Annotated in this window: 13 protein-coding genes; 2 read left to right on the forward strand and 11 right to left on the reverse strand. The window is 38.1% G+C overall.

Going from position 1 to position 17,927, the window contains the following annotated elements:
• Positions 1–9: 9 nt before the first annotated feature.
• The 8 genes from pseC to AB3G38_RS15210 all read right to left on the reverse strand — a co-directional run bounded on the left by pseC (position 10) and on the right by AB3G38_RS15210 (position 9,439).
• On the reverse strand, positions 10–1,206 hold the full coding sequence (pseC, locus tag AB3G38_RS15175; RefSeq protein WP_367864719.1) for a UDP-4-amino-4,6-dideoxy-N-acetyl-beta-L-altrosamine transaminase: 1,197 nt from the start codon (positions 1,204–1,206) through the stop codon (positions 10–12).
• Entirely contained in the window at positions 1,206–2,222 is a 1,017-nt protein-coding gene (pseB, locus tag AB3G38_RS15180) for a UDP-N-acetylglucosamine 4,6-dehydratase (inverting) (RefSeq protein ID WP_367864720.1), read from the reverse strand. Before pseB ends, pseC begins: the two co-directional genes overlap by 1 nt.
• Positions 2,223–2,243: 21 nt before the next feature.
• Positions 2,244–3,341 carry a lipopolysaccharide biosynthesis protein gene (locus AB3G38_RS15185; protein ID WP_367864721.1) on the reverse strand — a complete coding sequence of 366 codons (1,098 nt, stop codon included), beginning with the start codon at positions 3,339–3,341 and terminating at the stop codon, positions 2,244–2,246.
• A gap of 65 nt (positions 3,342–3,406) precedes the next feature.
• Positions 3,407–5,953: an SLBB domain-containing protein gene (locus AB3G38_RS15190; protein WP_367864722.1), complete on the reverse strand. Its 2,547-nt coding sequence runs from the start codon at positions 5,951–5,953 to the stop codon at positions 3,407–3,409.
• Positions 5,954–5,984: 31 nt separating this feature from the next.
• On the reverse strand, positions 5,985–7,121 hold the full coding sequence (gmd, locus tag AB3G38_RS15195) for a GDP-mannose 4,6-dehydratase (protein WP_367864723.1): 1,137 nt from the start codon (positions 7,119–7,121) through the stop codon (positions 5,985–5,987).
• Between the two features lie 77 nt (positions 7,122–7,198).
• A complete protein-coding gene (gene rfbD, locus AB3G38_RS15200; RefSeq protein ID WP_367864724.1) occupies positions 7,199–8,056 on the reverse strand; it encodes a dTDP-4-dehydrorhamnose reductase in 858 nt (285 codons plus the stop codon).
• Positions 8,056–8,760 carry a hypothetical protein gene (locus AB3G38_RS15205; protein ID WP_367864725.1) on the reverse strand — a complete coding sequence of 235 codons (705 nt, stop codon included), beginning with the start codon at positions 8,758–8,760 and terminating at the stop codon, positions 8,056–8,058. The genes rfbD and AB3G38_RS15205 overlap by 1 nt, the downstream gene beginning before the upstream one ends.
• 280 nt (positions 8,761–9,040) lie before the next feature.
• Entirely contained in the window at positions 9,041–9,439 is a 399-nt protein-coding gene (locus AB3G38_RS15210; protein WP_367864726.1) for a GreA/GreB family elongation factor, read from the reverse strand.
• A 762-nt stretch (positions 9,440–10,201) separates the two neighbouring features.
• Here AB3G38_RS15210 and AB3G38_RS15215 point away from each other — a divergent pair.
• On the forward strand, positions 10,202–10,540 hold the full coding sequence (locus AB3G38_RS15215) for a helix-turn-helix domain-containing protein (protein WP_367864727.1): 339 nt from the start codon (positions 10,202–10,204) through the stop codon (positions 10,538–10,540).
• A 607-nt stretch (positions 10,541–11,147) separates the two neighbouring features.
• Here the strand turns inward: AB3G38_RS15215 and AB3G38_RS15220 are convergent.
• From AB3G38_RS15220 to AB3G38_RS15230, 3 genes are all read right to left on the reverse strand, one after another.
• Entirely contained in the window at positions 11,148–12,038 is an 891-nt protein-coding gene (locus tag AB3G38_RS15220; RefSeq protein ID WP_367864728.1) for a glycerophosphodiester phosphodiesterase family protein, read from the reverse strand.
• Positions 12,039–12,048: 10 nt separating this feature from the next.
• Positions 12,049–15,264: a carboxypeptidase regulatory-like domain-containing protein gene (locus tag AB3G38_RS15225; RefSeq protein ID WP_367864729.1), complete on the reverse strand. Its 3,216-nt coding sequence runs from the start codon at positions 15,262–15,264 to the stop codon at positions 12,049–12,051.
• Positions 15,265–15,564: 300 nt separating this feature from the next.
• A complete protein-coding gene (locus AB3G38_RS15230) occupies positions 15,565–15,768 on the reverse strand; it encodes a hypothetical protein (protein WP_367864730.1) in 204 nt (67 codons plus the stop codon).
• A 254-nt stretch (positions 15,769–16,022) separates the two neighbouring features.
• Between AB3G38_RS15230 and AB3G38_RS15235 the strand changes: the two genes are divergently transcribed.
• Positions 16,023–17,807, forward strand: a complete 1,785-nt coding sequence (locus tag AB3G38_RS15235; RefSeq protein WP_367864731.1) for an ATP-binding protein — start codon at positions 16,023–16,025, stop codon at positions 17,805–17,807.
• Positions 17,808–17,927 lie beyond the last annotated feature (120 nt).

The raw sequence follows: 17,927 nt of genomic DNA on the forward strand, positions 1-17,927 counted from the left end.
TTTTGCTTTTTATTCTCCATAATATTTAAGGATTAGCGAGATTACCAGTTGCTGTTCATCAGCAGTTAAAGTCGGATACATGGGAAGACTCAGACATCCTTTATAGTAGTTCTCAGCCAAAGGCATATCCCCTTCTTTCCAGCCTGATTCTCTGTAATAGGGCATCAGATGGCAGGGGATATAATGTACTTGTGCAAAGATATTATTAGCTTTCAGATAGTTGTATAACCCTAATCTGTCTTTAGATTCTAAAACATACAAATGATAAGCATGACCAGTTACTGCCCCTGATTGCCCATTTAAAAATGATTTACCAGAGAATGCTTTCGCATATATGTCAGCTATTTCTCTTCTTCTTACTAATCCTGCTTCTGCCCTTTTTAACTGGCTTGTTCCTAAAGCTGCCTGAAAATCTGTGATCCGGTAATTAAATCCTAAAGTCTGCATTTCCATATACCAGCCCGGATAATCAGCAGCACCATCCTGACCATTGGCAAAGTCTTTACTATTGGTATATAACTCATCCTTCTTCACAATACCGTGAGTCCTTAATTGCAGAAGTTTCTGATAAAGTTTCTCATCATTGGTAGTGATCATTCCCCCTTCTCCGCAAGCAATATGTTTTACAGGGTGGAAGGAGAAAATTGCCAGGTCAGCAAAGTTACCATTACCACAATTTTGCTGCACATTATTACTGTCAGTAAAAAATCCTCCGGGAGCATGACAGGCATCTTCTATAATCCATAACCCAAATTCATCCGCCAGTGTTCTGAATGCTTCCAGATCTACAGCCCTTCCAGCAAAATCAACAGGAATAATCCCTTTATAAGTGCCTTTAGGAGACGCCTCCAATAAAGCTCTTACCTTATGAATATCCAGCAAATAAGTTTCAGGATCTATATCACTGAAAACCACCTCTCCCCCACAATAGCGTACACAATTAGCTGATGCAGCAAAAGTAATTGGTGTTGTGATTACTTTATCACCTTCAGTAACAGCTAATGCCAGCGTACATAAATGTAATGCTGCTGTTCCATTAGCTACAGCCACGGCATATTTAACACCTATATATTCTGCGAAATGCTGTTCAAACTCAAGAACTTTTGGTCCCTGAGTTAAATAATCTGACTGTAGCGTATCAATAACAACCTGAATATCTTCAGGAGTTATATTTTGTCTGCCGTAAGGAATTGGTTTACTATTCATTATGCTTCAAAACTAAAATCAACATGTTCCTTAATTAACGCTCTTAATGTTGAAATCGTCTCCCATTCTGTATTATCACCAGAATTATAAGCAAATCCATTAGGAACCAGTTCTGCATTAAACTTACTTTTAAAGTCTTCCAGGCTCCATTTATGTGTTGCAGGTAAAATCGTATAATACTTCCCTAAGTCATAAGTATAGAATGAATCAGAAGGCGTAATCATTTCTTCATGTACCTTCTCTCCCGGACGGATACCCACAATTACCTGTTCGCAATCCGGTCCGATTGCAGTAGCAACATCTGTAATTTTATAAGATGGGATTTTAGGAATAAAAATTTCACCGCCCCAGGCATTATCCAATGCATGCATAACCATATCAACACCACCTTGTAAAGAGATATTAAAACGGGTCATATTTGCATCAGTAATAGGCAATTTACCCTCAGCTTTTTTATTTAAGAAGAATGGTATAACTGATCCGTTTGATCCCATTACATTTCCGTAACGTACTACAGAAAAAACAATCGGGCTATCACCTTTAATATTGTTCGCTGCAACAAATAATTTATCTGAAGTCAGTTTAGTTGCGCCATATAAATTAATCGGAGCACAAGCTTTATCAGTTGATAAAGCAACAACTCTTTCCACGTTCGTTTCAAAACAAGCATGGATCACATTCTGTGCACCCATAACATTTGTTTTAATACACTCGTCAGGGTTATACTCTGCAATTGGAACATGTTTCATTGCGGCTGCATGGATTACAAAATCAACGCCTTTAAAAGCTCTGATTAACCTTTGCTCATCCCTCACATCTCCAATAAAGAACCTTAACTGCGGAAAGTCCTTTTCAGGATATTCCTGTGCCATTTGAAACTGTTTCTGCTCATCTCTGGAGAAGATAATTATTCTTCTCACTTCAGGATGTTTAGCTAAAATTTCTTTTGTTAATGCTTTTCCCAGAGAACCGGTACCGCCGGTAATCAAAATACTCTTATGACTTAAATCTAACATATACTAATTTGAATACTATTGCTATAAACTAATTTCTTTAATTATCTTTTTTATAATGATGGTTATTAAACTTAAGAAGCCAAATATTATCCCACCAAAAATAATACCCTTTAATTTACCAAAACTTTGTTTTTCCAATGGAAAAACGGGTTCGTCAATGACCTGGATCAGGGGCGCCTCTTTCCGTAATGAAATTTTAGAAAGCTCCAGATTTTTCACCAGCTCACCTAACATTGCCTTATTAGTTTCAATTGAAATCTGAGATCTCTGAACCGGAGCGACACGCTGTACCTGACGGGTAATATTTAAATTTGGCGTTGCATCTGCTATACTGACCGCCGAATATATAGCACCATTCATTGCAGAACGTACAGAGTCTGTCTTTTGTTGCAAAATCTTTATACTTTCCAAAGATTTCTTCGTCTTTGTCTCTATATAAAAATCATTTACATTTTTCACAATCTGTTCATTAAACTCCTTGGAAAAGTCTTCATCAGTTGTGGTCACTTCTGCACGGATGATACTCAGTTTTTTATCCGGCTTACTTACATTCAGCAAATTACCACTGATATCTTCCACTATCTTGCCGAGAATGCTATCCTGTAAACGGGTAAAACCATTTTTTTGAGACTCAGGACCTAAAGTCGTTTTAAACTGAATGTTTTTTAACTTTTCGTTTTTAGCCCAGCCTTCTCTGAGTTTCTTAAACTCAATATATTTTTCCAGCAGCGTCTGTTTTTTACCATTAAACTCCACCTCAGTCAGCAAAGTTTTTTCTATCATTTTGCGGGATTTATACAAAACGAGAATATTATCGCCCTGAAAGATTCCTCCTCCACTTCCCCCAAGATCAAAACCTGCAATAGAAGCAAGTCCGGCATATTGCGAAAGCCCACCACCTTTATCTGCATCATCCAGCACAAAAGTTGTCGTAGCTATATATACAGGCTTCTTGTACCAGGCATAGGTATAGCCTAAAATTCCGCCTAAAATCCCAAAAGCCAGAATAGTCATCCATTTAGATAAGATGTACCGATACCATTCTCCAAATTTAACAGAGAGTTCTTTTAATGAGATCTCGTCAGTTTCATTTTTTATTTCTATTGCTTTTTCTTCCATGTTTCGCTTTTCCAAGCAATTAATAATAACAATAAACTACTTCAGAATTAATTCAGCCAACACTATTAACGTAAAATCACAACCAATGCAGTGATAAGACCTGACAAAGCAGCAGCAACAGCAGATATACCCGCAATACCAAACTTCTCTCTCGGAGCACGTTTAGGTACAAAAATCTCAGCACCAGGTTTAACACGCGGATAATTGTTGAAGAATAGGAATTTACTTCCAGCATCTACTGAACCATTAGCATATTGAATATAGGCGCTCTTTTTATTCGCATTATAAGTAAATCCACCAGCACCATTAATATATTGTTTCATGCTTTTATTCGGGCTGTAAACGATGTTCGTCGGTCTTAATACTTCTCCGGTAACTTTAACAGTTTGCAACTGCTTAGGCACCCTGATTACATCTCCGTCTTCCAGTAGTAAATCATATTTTGAGGCAGGGTCTTTCAATATCTTTACCAGATCTATTCCGACTAAATCACTACCCAATACCTTCACTTCCTGAATAAGCTGAGCAGTATCCTGAACACCAACTCCCTGAAGCCTTTTTAAATTTGCCATCTTCTGCATCTCTTCTTCCTGCTTATCAATCGCATTTTTATCGGATGAATTACCTGGTATTATTTTTCCATTTTTATCTCTTACACTTTCCTGACCCGGCCTTTTCAGCGAAGCACCTTCAGCAAACGAAAGTACGGTCAGACCACCTGCTCTTTTAATCACATCAGAAATACGTTCATCTTTTCTTGTGATCGTATAAATACCCGGATAGAGTACCTCACCTTCAATTCTAACCTGTTGTTGTACCTGATACCCCTCAGAACTTCTGACAGAGACAATATCAAATGGCTGCAATACAAAAGCCGAATCCTGAATTTTTAAATCTCTTGAGATATTTACATTCAATATATCTGCAGTTTTTGCCGAGATTGAACTGGCATCACTATTCTTTATTCTTCTGGCAATTTCTATGCGGCCCGGCGTAGCGCCTTCTCTAAAACCACCGGCCATTTGTATTAAGGCCTCCAGGGTCATACCATCGCCATAATCAAATGTACCAGGATTTCTTACCTCACCTTTAATATCAACTTTATATTCTTCCCTTAAATCAAAAATAGAAGAGATCGTAACTTTATCTTCTCTTCTTAAAGTGATATCAGGATCTGTTCCTTTAGAAACTTTATCCACATCAAAAGACAATAATGCAAGACTGTTATCCGAATTTAATCTGGAAATATAGCCCCTGTTTAAAAATGCATCTTCCTTTAAACCATCCGCTTTTTGAATTAATTGTTTAAGTGTCAAGCCTTTTTCCAGCTCATACATTCCTGGACGGAATACTGCTCCGGCAATCTCTACCCGATTAGCAAAACGATCTAAAATTGCCTCAACAACATATTTATCACCATTCAACGGATTATATTTGCTGAAATCATCAGCATTGATATCAGTGATGCGTCTTTCCTTATTGGTATTTTGTAAAACCTTAATTTTTGCGGTGTATGCTTTATTGGAGAATCCACCGGCAAAGCCAATCAGATCTTCCAGCGTCTCTCTGCTTAAAACCTCATACAAAGCTGGCCTTTTCACTTCACCAGACATTTCAACCCTTGTTCTGTAAACTGGTATGTTAATGACATCCTGATCCTGTAAACGAATGTTTCCAACTTGAAGACCTTTTAACAGAAAATCATATACATCAATTGCAGCTACAATTTTATTATTGCGGATAACCTGTATATTTCTAAATGATCCATTTTGATTCGGCCCTCCTGAAGCGCTCAAAGCATTGAAGACTGTTGACAGAGAGGATAAAGTATAAGATCCCGGCTTCACAACCTCTCCAAGAATCGTAATTTTTATGCTCCTTATGTTTCCCAGATTTACTGCTACATTAGTTCTCCCGTTTTTTAAGCCGGGATAAGTACGCGACATTAAGGATTTTATTTTCGATGTTGCCTGTTCGATAGACAACCCACCCACTGAAATCAGTCCCACATATTGTAGTCTGATGGTTCCGTCCGGACTAACAGGAAGCTTATAGTTTGCCTCATTATCACCTGTCAGATCAATTAGCAACTGATCATCCGGGCCGATAACATAACTTTTAGGAGTGGCCATTCTTAAATTAGGCTCAAACTTTATATCATTGTTCCTAAATAAATCGGCACCAAAAATCTTAGGGATCAGATCTCCGAAAGCATCTCTCATTTCTGACCTGGCTTTCTCTGACTGAAGGTTTTTCTTGTTTTTTGTTGAATCAGCACCATCATAACTTCTTTCTGCTCCTTCTCCGGCTCCATCACCGAGGTTTTGATTATTTGCTTTTACATCAGGAACACCACCGGCTTTCCTGATCTTATCAACACGGACTTTCAATTTGGCTACTTCTTCGGGCTTCATGCCCTGTGCAGCTGCCATTTGTTCTATCTGTCCGTCACCGCCACCAGCAGCCTCTGAACGCTGCATCAACTGACGCACCTGTGTATCAGTAAGTTCATCAACTTTTACATCAGAATAGTTGGTCTGTGCGTAACCCTGCTGACTTACTATGATACAAAACACAAACAGTAATGCAGCTATTATCTTTTTAACATTCATAAGGGTAACCTGTAATAATATATTTTTATACTTATTCGAAGTGATTCAATGTATTAAAACCGCCATCCTTCAAATATGCGTCTTTCTTCATCAATTGTAAATCAGCATGAACCATTTCTTTAACCAGCATTGGTAAATCATATTTTGGTTCCCAGCCCAACTGCGTTTTAGATTTCGTAGGGTCACCCAATAAAAGATCAACTTCTGTTGGTCTGAAATACTTCGGATCAACACTGACTACAGTAGTTCCCGGCTTCAGGTAAAGCTCATTCAAACCTAAAGATAAAACAAGATCGTGATCAATATCTATAATTACCCCCTTCTCATGCTCATCTTTACCACTAAACTCAATATCGATACCTAATTCTGCGAAGCTCATCTTTACGAAATCACGAACTGTTGTAGTCACTCCTGTTGCAATTACAAAATCTTCAGCTTTTTCCTGTTGAAGAATCAGCCACATCGCTTCGATATAATCCTTGGCATGTCCCCAATCTCTTTGTGCGGAAAGGTTACCCAGATACAAGCATTTCTGCAAACCCAGAGCAATTTTGGTCGCAGCCCTTGTAATTTTACGCGTCACGAAAGTCTCTCCTCTAAGCGGGCTTTCATGATTAAACAAAATCCCGTTACAAGCGAACATACCATAAGCTTCTCTATAATTTACAGTGATCCAATAACCGTATATTTTAGCGACTGCATAAGGTGATCTTGGATAAAACGGAGTATTTTCACTTTGAGGTACAGCTTGTACCAAACCATATAATTCAGAAGTAGAGGCTTGATAAATTCTGGTCTTTTTTTCCAGTCCAAGAATACGTATAGCCTCTAATAACCTTAATGTCCCTAAACCATCAGCATTAGCAGTGTATTCAGGCATTTCGAAACTCACCTGCACATGGCTCATCGCTGCCAGATTATAGATCTCGTCCGGCTGTGTTTCCTGAATGATGCGAATCAGATTAGTTGAATCTGTGAGATCGCCAAAATGCAATTTAAAATTTACCCCATGTTCATGTTGATCTTGATATAAATGATCAATCCTATCCGTATTGAACAAAGAAGAACGTCTCTTCAGTCCATGAACAAAGTATCCCTTTTTTAAAAGGAACTCTGCAAGATAGGCACCATCCTGGCCTGTAACACCGGTAATTAGGGCAACTTTCATTAGGTTATTTTTTTATGTAGGGGTCAAAGATAAATGAATTATTTGATTACTGAGAAATATATCACAATTGAAACGGCCTATAAATTTTGTATACAGAAATTTAAACTATCTCTCCAATAAGGGATTTCAATGCCCATTACTGCCTTAATTTTTGTCTTGTCCATCACAGAGTAATGTGGTCTTTTCGCCCTGGTCACAAAGGCAGAAGAAGGTACAGGTAAAACCGTCATATCTACTTCAGCAAATTCAAAAACAGCTTTTGCGAAATCATACCATGAGGCGACACCTTCATTACTATAATGATAAACCCCAAAATTCTTTGTTTCTTTTTGTATCAGCTGAACAATCATCCTGGCCAGGTCCATGGCATAAGTTGGTGTACCCACCTGATCGTAAATAACACTGAGCTGATCCTTACTTTGTGCCAGCTTTAACATTGTTTTCACAAAATTATTAGCTTTTTCAGAGTATAACCAGCTCGTTCTTATAATATAATAAGAGTCCATGATTTCCTGAATTTCCTGCTCGCCTTTTAACTTGGACAAACCATAAACATTAACAGGGCTGGCTGGCATCTCCTCTTTTAATGGAATGTTTGAATTTCCATCAAAAACAAAATCCGTAGAGATATGTATTAATGTAGTCTGATGCACCAGACAAATCTCTGCAAGTCTTTTCACAGCAAATTCGTTGATCTCAAAAACGCGGTCCAGATCGTCTTCTGCCTGATCTACAGCTGTATATGCAGCACAGTTAATACAATATAATGGTTTATGTGCTTCAAACAATTTTGCAACATCTTCTGCATTGATGAAGTCAAGGTCACTTTTTGAGAGAAACAAGTAGTTAAATAACTGTTCTTTTCCTGAGACAACTTCATTCAGGCATTGCCCAAGTTGTCCGCTCCCGCCAATTACGATAATATTTCTTTTCATTAATTTTTACTCCCGAGGTGAAATTGAATACCTACAGATACAGGATTCAATAAATATTCTGTTTTATGGAATTTATTCAGAGAACGTATATTTAATGCGTCCTGAGGTACAGATTCCTGACGCTCATAAGAATAATAGAACTCCAGATTCGTCTCCACAAAGATAGAAAATTGTTTAACAGGATTAATTTTTATTCCCAGAACAGGTGTAATGGTAAATCCTTCTTTTGTAGCGATTACCTGATTTTGAGGTATTGCCATCGCCAAATCAGATGGAGAATTTAATATAGGGTTTATATTGGTAGAAATTCCATCAAACTTGTTTGATCTGTATCCCAAATCCAGTGCAAAATAAGGCTGAAATTTTGAATAATTAAAATTCTTTTCAAAACCAACTTTAAAAGAATAGTCTTTCATTTTTCCTGTCAAAATTTCGCAGCTCTCACAATTATTGGAAAAACTCTCATTTCTGCTCATATAGCTTCCATTCAGTCTGTAACTAAACAGGTTATCATTAAATTTTAGTATAAAACTATTAAATGCACTATTTACATAACTGTTTCCGGCAGTCTGGTTCATAATTTTGGGCATTTGCATGTAACTATAGCCTCTTACACCAACACTATATAAATAATCCCCATTACTTTGGGAATAAGCAAGCGTAGAGAGCATTACAAGAAAGATGACCAGGCATGTTTTAATCATTGATATAAGGGGATTTTAATAAAGTATATAATTAAATACACTTCAAAATTAAATCAACTTTATACAATAACTCGACCAATTCGATCAATTTAATTATTATCATTTTAAATTAACCATTTAGCTAAATGATTGTATTCAGGAATAATTTCTTTACCCGGAATATTCGATTATTACCTTGAGTTATCTAAAATGACTGAACAATATAATATTCAATACAACAAAAAAAGCGTTGCAGTAAATTACCGCAACGCCCTTAAGATTTAAGGTATTTTAAAATTTACTAATTCCTTGACACCTCCTCTATCCGAAAGACCTTTATACCTTCTGGCATTTCCCACTGTAACTCTGCACCCTGCGGATATCCCAGCATAGCTACACCGATAGGTGATAAAATTGATAAAGTATTGTTTTTTCTTTTCGCCAGATCAGGAGCAACAAGGTTATAAGTAAATTCATTTCCGGAAACCAGTTCTCTGACCCTTACACAGGTATTTACGGTCACTACATCTTGTGGCAGCTCCCGATGTAACACCTGTCTGGCATACCGAAGTTCCATTTCCAGTTTATCTTCATTGTATTTACTCAGTTTTCTTTTTCTGAGATGACTTTTTAACAGATCAAAAATACCTCTGGACAAAACGATCGGCCTGGTATCTATTTTTATTGACGTAGTATTCATATGTAATAATAATGAGGTTATAAAAAAATAAAAAGACAATTAGCCTCAGCCTGTTATACTCAGCTGAGGCATTCTCCTCAAAGTCTTTATAGCTCATTTTCAAGGAATGATTCATTAGATTTCAGCTTACCTTTTATTCCAATAGCAGCCATGCCAAAACAGCTGTCGCCGCAGATGCTCCTGAAAGAATAAAAAAAAATTATAAAATAATTTAAGTCAGGTTGAGTTCCTGTACCCCACACCTTGAAAAAGGCTGGGGCCCGCTAAATAAAGTCCTTGCTACTTTTAAGAAATGAATCACCCAAACGATACTGGATAAAAAGAAAACGGCAAAACATAGCCAATCCAATCCGCATTTGTGAAGCGAGCTGTTGATGCGACATTTTGTTTAACCATTTAAAAGGATTCATTAGTCAAAGATAGCCCAAATGTCCGGATATAAAAAACACTGAAGTTTACGCCCCAGCCTCACTATATTATCTTAAGGATTAAAACAAGGTTAACGAGGCTAAAATCACTAACCCTTTTACCTCTTTAGTCAGTTATTAGTTTTTCCCGGCACTTAGTCACAAAAACAATACAAACAAGCCATAAATTCGTCCAATATGAGCTCTGACCACACATTTAACCTAATTCATATATTTCTTAACCACTTTGGCACGGCACAGTATTTCCGTTGGCCTTTATTTTGCAACATTTCATGTAACAAAAATTATTTTTTGATAAATGTCATTTTCTTATCCCCGTTAAAATCTATAACAAATGATTCAAAATATTGGAAAAAAGCTTAGAGCAATCCGCAATACGCATTGCATTAGCCAGAAAATCGTAGCCGATCAATTGGGCATATCTGTTACAGCCTACTCTAAAATAGAGACTGGAATAACTGATGTTTCTTTCTATAAAGTTCAGCAAATAGCTGATATATACGGAGTTTCAATAATAGATATGCTTCGTATAGGAGAGAAGGATTCGCAGGATGAACAGTATCCTGACGTAAAGAAGCAACTTGATGAACTGAATGAGCGCTATAACGATCAACAGAAAAAAATCATTCAATTGTATGAGATCATCAGAACTCAAAAGTCTGCCTCACTTTAAATCAGCACGATAAAGTAATTTCAATCCAACTCCCCATACAGCGCGTAAGGGGAAATAAATTCTCAATAAGGGAATTATTTTCCCCATACCCAAAATAAATCCCCACTTTTTGTCGCTTAAAGTAAAGCGGCAAATAAAAAAAGCTTCCCTTCTGAATCAAGAAGAGAAGCTTAGCTATTTGCCTTTTAGCTCACAACCAACCGACTGAAAATCACAGCTGATTTCTCCGTACCGACCCTGTTTCAGCAACGCATAATGCTATCTTTATTTTTCACAAATTCAACGCCAGAACAACTATCTGTTTTCATGCCAGTTAATATAACACGAACAAAGAATTCCTTTTTGCGGCCTGTTCCCGTTAATGTTAACTAATATATGAGTCTACGTTGAGTCCACCTTTTCCCGTAAATAGGTGGACTCACTATGGAGACATCCTTTAATTGATATGGATTCATAAAGGGGTCACTCAGAAGCTGAACAGCTTCAGGTCATTAGAAACCTTAACCACAAAAAAAGCCATGCTGTTTTCCAGATCTTAATTCCCCGGTCAGGAGATTAAGCAAGGAAACAGCATGGCCGCTTTCAGGGTACTATTTAATTGACTATTTTATTTTTGGTAACTGCCGAATAATGCAACAGCCATATCCGGATAATCCGAAATAATACCATCCACTTTCAGATCTGCCATCTTTTTCAAAGACAACTCATCGTTCACTGTCCAGGGTAACACCTTCATACCTAACGTATGAGCGTCTTTTACAAATCCGGCATCCACCATCAGATAATATGGACTTATAATATCTGGAGTAAAGCCAAGCTTACTCAGGTTAACTTTAAAACTGTCTTTATTTGCTATCAGATAAGAAAGCTTTTGTTTTGGATAGTACTGGTGTAAAACTACCAGAGGCCTGGTATCAAATGATTGTATAGTCACTTTTTTAGTAATACCTTTATCTTTAAGCACATCCATTACCAGTCTGACAAATGTTTCAGGAGCAGGATGCGCAGTACTATCACCTTCAGCCGAGCTTTTAATCTCAATATTGTAAGCAACCGGTTTTAAATGTTTAACCTTAACATAAGCCTCCACACTATCGATCAGCACCCCTAACAATGGTTTCACCGTTTTTAACTTTTGCTGTTTCGGAAAAGAAGTATTCACCTTTGTCCCGCCATCATAGCTTTTAATAAGCGCATATGGCATTTTATACAATAAAAGAGATTTTTCTTCTGCTTTGGTAATCTCACGACCATCAGGCTTCAGCATAAAATCAGCAGACATGTATAAATCATGAGAAACAACCACCTGCTTATCTTCAGAGATCACGCAATCCAGCTCCAGCGTTCTCACCCCAAGGTCTACCGCATGCAGCATGGCCGCAATAGAATTTTCTGGCATGACCCCTCTTCCGCCACGATGGCCCTGTACTTCAATTTTTTGCTGGGCGATTGCGGTCGATAAACTAAAACAACCAGCGATTAAAAACAAATATTTCATATAAAGAAATTTAGAAACTGTAACGAAGTCCAATCTGACATTGATAAGGGTTACCTGAAGGCTTAACCACACCAGCACCATTCACTCTGTAAACAAAGTTATTAGTTGTTTTATCAAATCCATCAACACCAGGTGTAGTTGGTGTTTTAGGAATACCAAGCGAGTATAAGGCCTGATTACCAAGCGATTCGTTCACACCCCATTTCTTGTTCAATAAATTGGCTACGTTAAAAATATCACCAGACAACTCTAAAGTATGTGTTTTATACAATTTAAATTTCTTGGTTATTCTCAAATCAAAGATTCCATAAAAACTGTTGATCCCGCCATTTCTTTCTGCAATCTGTCCGGAGTATTTCAGGATATAATCTTTCACACTCTGACTTGCATTAGGATTGTCTAAAACTGCCTGCAAACCAGCGCGGACATTTTGAGCAACCGCCGGATTGTTTCTGTCAAAGATAAAAGCCAGGTCATTACTTGCAACAAAATCACCATTCGTATTACCACCTGATAATAATGTATAACGTGTACCACCAATACCTGAATAGCGAAGACCAACACCAATTCCATGAAAGGTTGGTAAAGTTCCATACACTACAATTTTGTGGCGGAACTGATTATCCGAAGCAGTCATTTTGCTTAAATCACGCGGATCATCTTTTACCGGTAGAGATAAAGTTGCACTATTAGCTACGTTACCATTGTAAGAGGTATTATCCCTGGCATCATTCCAGGTATAACTGAATGAAATTGCGCCATCTTTAAAGTACTGGTAGCTACCATCAATGACTACGGCAAACTGATTGACCTTACCCTTACTGTTTAATTCCATTACACGGCCTAATTTGTTACTGATACGGCCCTGCAGCCAATCAGGAGAACTATTCTGAATAGTTCCTGCCGGTACATAAACCCCTCTGTTATCTTCATTTGATAAACGGAAATAAGGATTAGCAACCATATTGCGGTCTACATACATGTAATTGTGCCTTCCTAAAGTCATGTAACCAGTAATGCCCACTTTTAAACGGTCAGTAATAAAGCGGCTATAAGATACATTGGCCTTATAAACCACAGGAACCTGCGCGTCATTTGCATTCGCATTGATCGTCATTAGTTTATTCACACCAGCCTGACCAAACAGATCCTGCCCTGGGGCACTGCCAGGGTTTGCACGGTAACCCGGAAAATCTGGTCTCGGTACACCTGCCCCTCTTACATCAATCGAAGCCAGGTGATTTCCGTCAAACACCATATTATTGATCGTGGCATAGTTGTTAATGTCCGAAGCGAAAATACCTGCACCAAAACGAATAAAATCCTGATGTTTATCATTCACATCCCAGTTAAACTGGACACGTGGCTGAATCTGAAGCGTAGATAATGAATTATCAGTTCTTAAACCCAGTTCATCAAATACCAGCTGATTAAATTTTCCTTTAGGATAGCTGCTGTAATCCAGACGTAAACCTGCAACCATATCCAGCCCTAAAGCAAGTTTCGCTTGCATCTGACCATAAATTGCAGAATTATAGATTCCTTGTTTTACACTAGGGTCGGCTAGTAAAGGCACCTCCCTGGTATAACGGTAAGGAGTTCTCGATTCAAAATTATCCAGTGCAGAAGTTCCTGTGTTCGCATCTTCTTTAAAATAAAAACGTCCGTTCAATTCACTTCCATAAGTTGAATGTGCGTTGGTATACATGAAGTCAACTCCAAAAGTATATTTGATTTTATCAGTGTTGTAGTAAAGGTTATCAACTAATTGATATACATTATTTGTAAAACCTTCCTGAGCAAAACGGTGACCACCCAATTCAATATCAGTGGAAAGTGAACCTTTACCGATGGTAGAAGTAACTCCTTCCACTACTGCACGCGGGATATTTGCCGAAGGCAACTGATCACCAGGACTACTTAACTGGTATGTGTATAAATGTTGTGCTTTCAACTCATTGGTTAATCTCGGGCTGATAGAAGTACGCAGGGAAGCCAGCAAACTATTATCAATGTTCTTATCATTACCATAAGATTCATATAAATTGATAGCAGTGTTATCTTCTAATCCTTGCGGGTTTCTGCTGTTCGTATAATTATCACGAACTGTTAACAGGTTTTTCTCATTGATCTGCCAGTCAATACGTGCAAAAGCAGCATCAGATCCGCGTTTTTTATCGAAAGAACCAAACTGAGGTGTGTTGGCTACTCCATATAACCTGCGCGAAATATCAACAAAACGATCCAGCGTAGATTGATTGATTTTCAATCTCGTTTCATCTGCCGGAGACAGGATATTGGCGATTTGCAATGGACGGGCATCCTTTTCATGATCCCAAACCATAAAGAAGTGCAACTTATCTTTAATAATCGGGCCGCTCAGAGAGAAACCATATTGATAAGTAGAGAAATCAGATTTACGTTTATTTCCATTGATATCATAAGGGCTGGATAACCAGTCTGCACGTCCGTAAGTAAATGCACTACCACTCAATGTATTCGTTCCGGATTTGGTTACCGCGCTGATTGCACCACCACCGCTTCTTCCCTGAGTTACATCATACTGGTTGGTCACGACCTTAAATTCACGTACTGCTTCAATCGAAATCGAATAAGGCGCACCACTTCTGCTTGTTGTTGAACCTGCAGAGGTTGGATTTTTAGCCGTCATCCCGTCAATAGTAAAACCTGTAGATGAACCTAACTGACCTGAAATATTTGTACCCTTACTTAATGGCGAAAGATCAGTCAACGAGGCAAAATTACGTCCGTTTACCGGAAGCCTGGTAATATCCCTGGCCGAAATGGTTGTTGCCGCTCCTAAGGTTTCAGTTTTGTTTTTCATTCCTGAACCAACGATCTCCACTACAGAAAGATTATTTACAGCATCCTGCATTAAAATATCAATTCTTAAGGCATCCCCCTGATTCAAAGAATAACCTGTTTTTTTCTGTTCACCAAACCCGATATAAGTAGCGGTAACTGTATAAGGAGTTCCCAAAGGAAGTTCTTTAAAAGTATATTCTCCTTTGGCATTGGTCGTGGTTCTGGTGGTAAAACCTGTGGACTCATTCCGGACTTGCACGGATGCACCAGGAATAGTTTTTTTAAGGTCATCGGTTATAATTCCGGAGATAGATGCCTGAGTCGTTTGCGCTGCTAATTCGTTTTTAAAACAACAACAAAAGAACAGTAAGAGTACTGTGCAGAGTAAATTTTTCATCATGTGATTTGAACTTATTTTTTCGGCAAATTTAAAGGCCCTTATATTAGCACCAGAATATGTCTGTATTAAGAAATCACACCAATACTCAATCAAAATCAATAACAAATCGCACTATAACTAATCTTTTCTTAAACAAAATCAAATGAGTTGTTGTAATTTTTTTTTAAAGCACAGCCCTTCCTGAGCAACCATTTCAACAGTTGCCTGGAATTAACTAAATAAAAGTTAAACACCTAATGGACAGATCATAACCCGGCTATTGTTTGTTACAAACAGCAGGATTTTCATCATAAGATAAAATTAAACGTTTCGTGGTGGGTGGAAAATGCCAAATGAACGCTTTACCGTGTTTTGAGGAAAGCATTCTGGATAAATAAGCTTAAAAACAGGAAACTTGAAAGCTATTTTCAACGTTTCACCAGGTAAAAATTCGTGGTAACGGCTTTTTTGTTCCTCAAGTTCTTGCTTTTTCTCTTTTTCCTCAGTTTGTTTTAATTTATTCATCAGATAACAATGTCTATTGCAATGCATCCAGGGACGCGACTTATTTTTACAAAGATTTGCTGAAATAAACTGCTGGTTAGCCTCAAAACCAGCATAAACAATAAGCCTGGACAGATTGGCACCTACCAGTGTGACGAATACAACTATTGGGATCAGACGGTTTAATATTTACCGCAAAGTTAAACGTTATTAAAAATCTTTGTTCCTAAAAACCGAACTCTTTTTTTTGTAATATTGACGCTAAGATCAGGTGTATGAATATTATTATCAGGCTCAGAGAAAAGTATGCGGCCTTATTAAGAGATAAGCAAATTCCTTTAATGCAGTCCAGAATCAGAATTTTAACTTTTGGATTAATCCTGATGATTGCGCTGTTATTGATCATTACTATTAAGTCCCTGCTGAGAGAAGATTATAAAACAGCGGCAAGATTAGTGATCCCGATCAGCGCAATGTGTTCCGGACTTTACCTGATGTTTGAAAAGAATAACTGGCAGCTGGCAGGCCATCTTTTTCTCTTATCGCTTAGCAGTGTGATCTGGACGAATATACTGATGTACACCTACGGTATTAACCTGGTCAGCTTACAAATCACTTTAATTATTATTTCTGCCAGTTTTTATATCCTCGGAAAAAACTGGGGTATCGTTTATTCACTGGCAGGAGTAATCCCAGTGGTCACACATCTCTTGTTAACCAATGGTCAGAATGGAAAAATAACTGTAACTCCACTGCAACTGAATAACAGTTCATTTATGCTGGCGCTGATTGTCAATTTCGGCATCCTGATTACTATGCATTATGAATTCTTTAAATCCTTTTTTAAGAGTAATTCTAAAGAAAGGGAACTGAATTCTCAATTGCAATCAGCCCTTAAAGAGGCACAGGAAGCCACTAAATTAAGAGCTGACTTTCTTTCTTCCATGTCTCACGAACTGCGCACGCCTTTGCACGCAGTGATCGGACTGATTAATATTTTAAGCGTAGAAAACCCAAGAAAAGATCAGGAAGAAAATCTTGCTGTATTGCGCTTCTCGGCAGAGAACCTGCTGGCATTGATCAATGATACCCTGGACTTCAGTAAAATGAATGAAGATCAGATTACCCTGAATAAATCTCCTTTTAATCTGACTATACTGCTGCAAAACATACTGGCCACTTTCCGGCCAAAGGCAGAACAGAAGAAGATTGACATCAGGTTGAATTTAGACTTCGAAAATGTTCCACTGCATATCATTGGCGATCAGACCAGGCTTGCCCAGATTTTAAATAATCTGATTTCCAATGCCCTGAAATTCACCGACAACGGCGGGCAGGTAGAAATCCTGGTGGCTACAAAAAACCGGACAGAAAAACATATCCTCTTACATTTTGCTATTAAAGATTCAGGCATTGGGATTCCTAAGAATAAACAGGAAATCATCTTTGAACCTTTCTTACAAGCAAACAATAACATTACCAAACGCTATGGAGGCACAGGCCTCGGGCTTGCCATCGTCAAAAGACTGATTGGCCTGCACCTGAGTAAACTGGTTCTGGAAAGCGAGGAGCATGTCGGCTCAGCTTTCTCTTTTGAGATTAAATATGAACTGGCACTATCCATAGTTTCACCGGAAGCTGTACAACTAGTTAAACCGGCCATTTCTACGATCAGCAACCTGAACATCCTGATTGCAGAAGACAATATTATCAATATTATGCTGCTCAAAAAGATCCTTGACCAGTGGAATTGCAATTATTCGCTTTCCAAAGATGGAAAGGAAGCTCTTGATATGGTAAAAACCGGAGGCTTTGATGTGGTATTGATGGATATTCACATGCCGGTTATGGATGGCTTCGAAGCCTCCAGGCACATCAGAGAATTACCAGACGTCAATATGTCCAAGATTAAAATCATTGCACTGACCGCTTCAAGTGATGTAGATATACAACAATCTTTTAGTTATACCTATCTCGATGATTACCTCACTAAACCTTTCTCCTCACAATTGTTAAAAGAAAAACTGGAGGGAGTAGTCCAGCAATTATCCGGCAAATAACCAGCTCTCTTTTGATTATCTATAAAGCTGAAATACCTAATGAAGCTTAATGCAAGGCATCAACTCCAGCACATTTACAGCAGACGAAGATGCTGAGATCGGAGAAAGAGTCATTCCCGC

It is taken from the genome of Pedobacter sp. WC2423 (assembly GCF_040822065.1).
GTDB lineage: Bacteria > Bacteroidota > Bacteroidia > Sphingobacteriales > Sphingobacteriaceae > Pedobacter.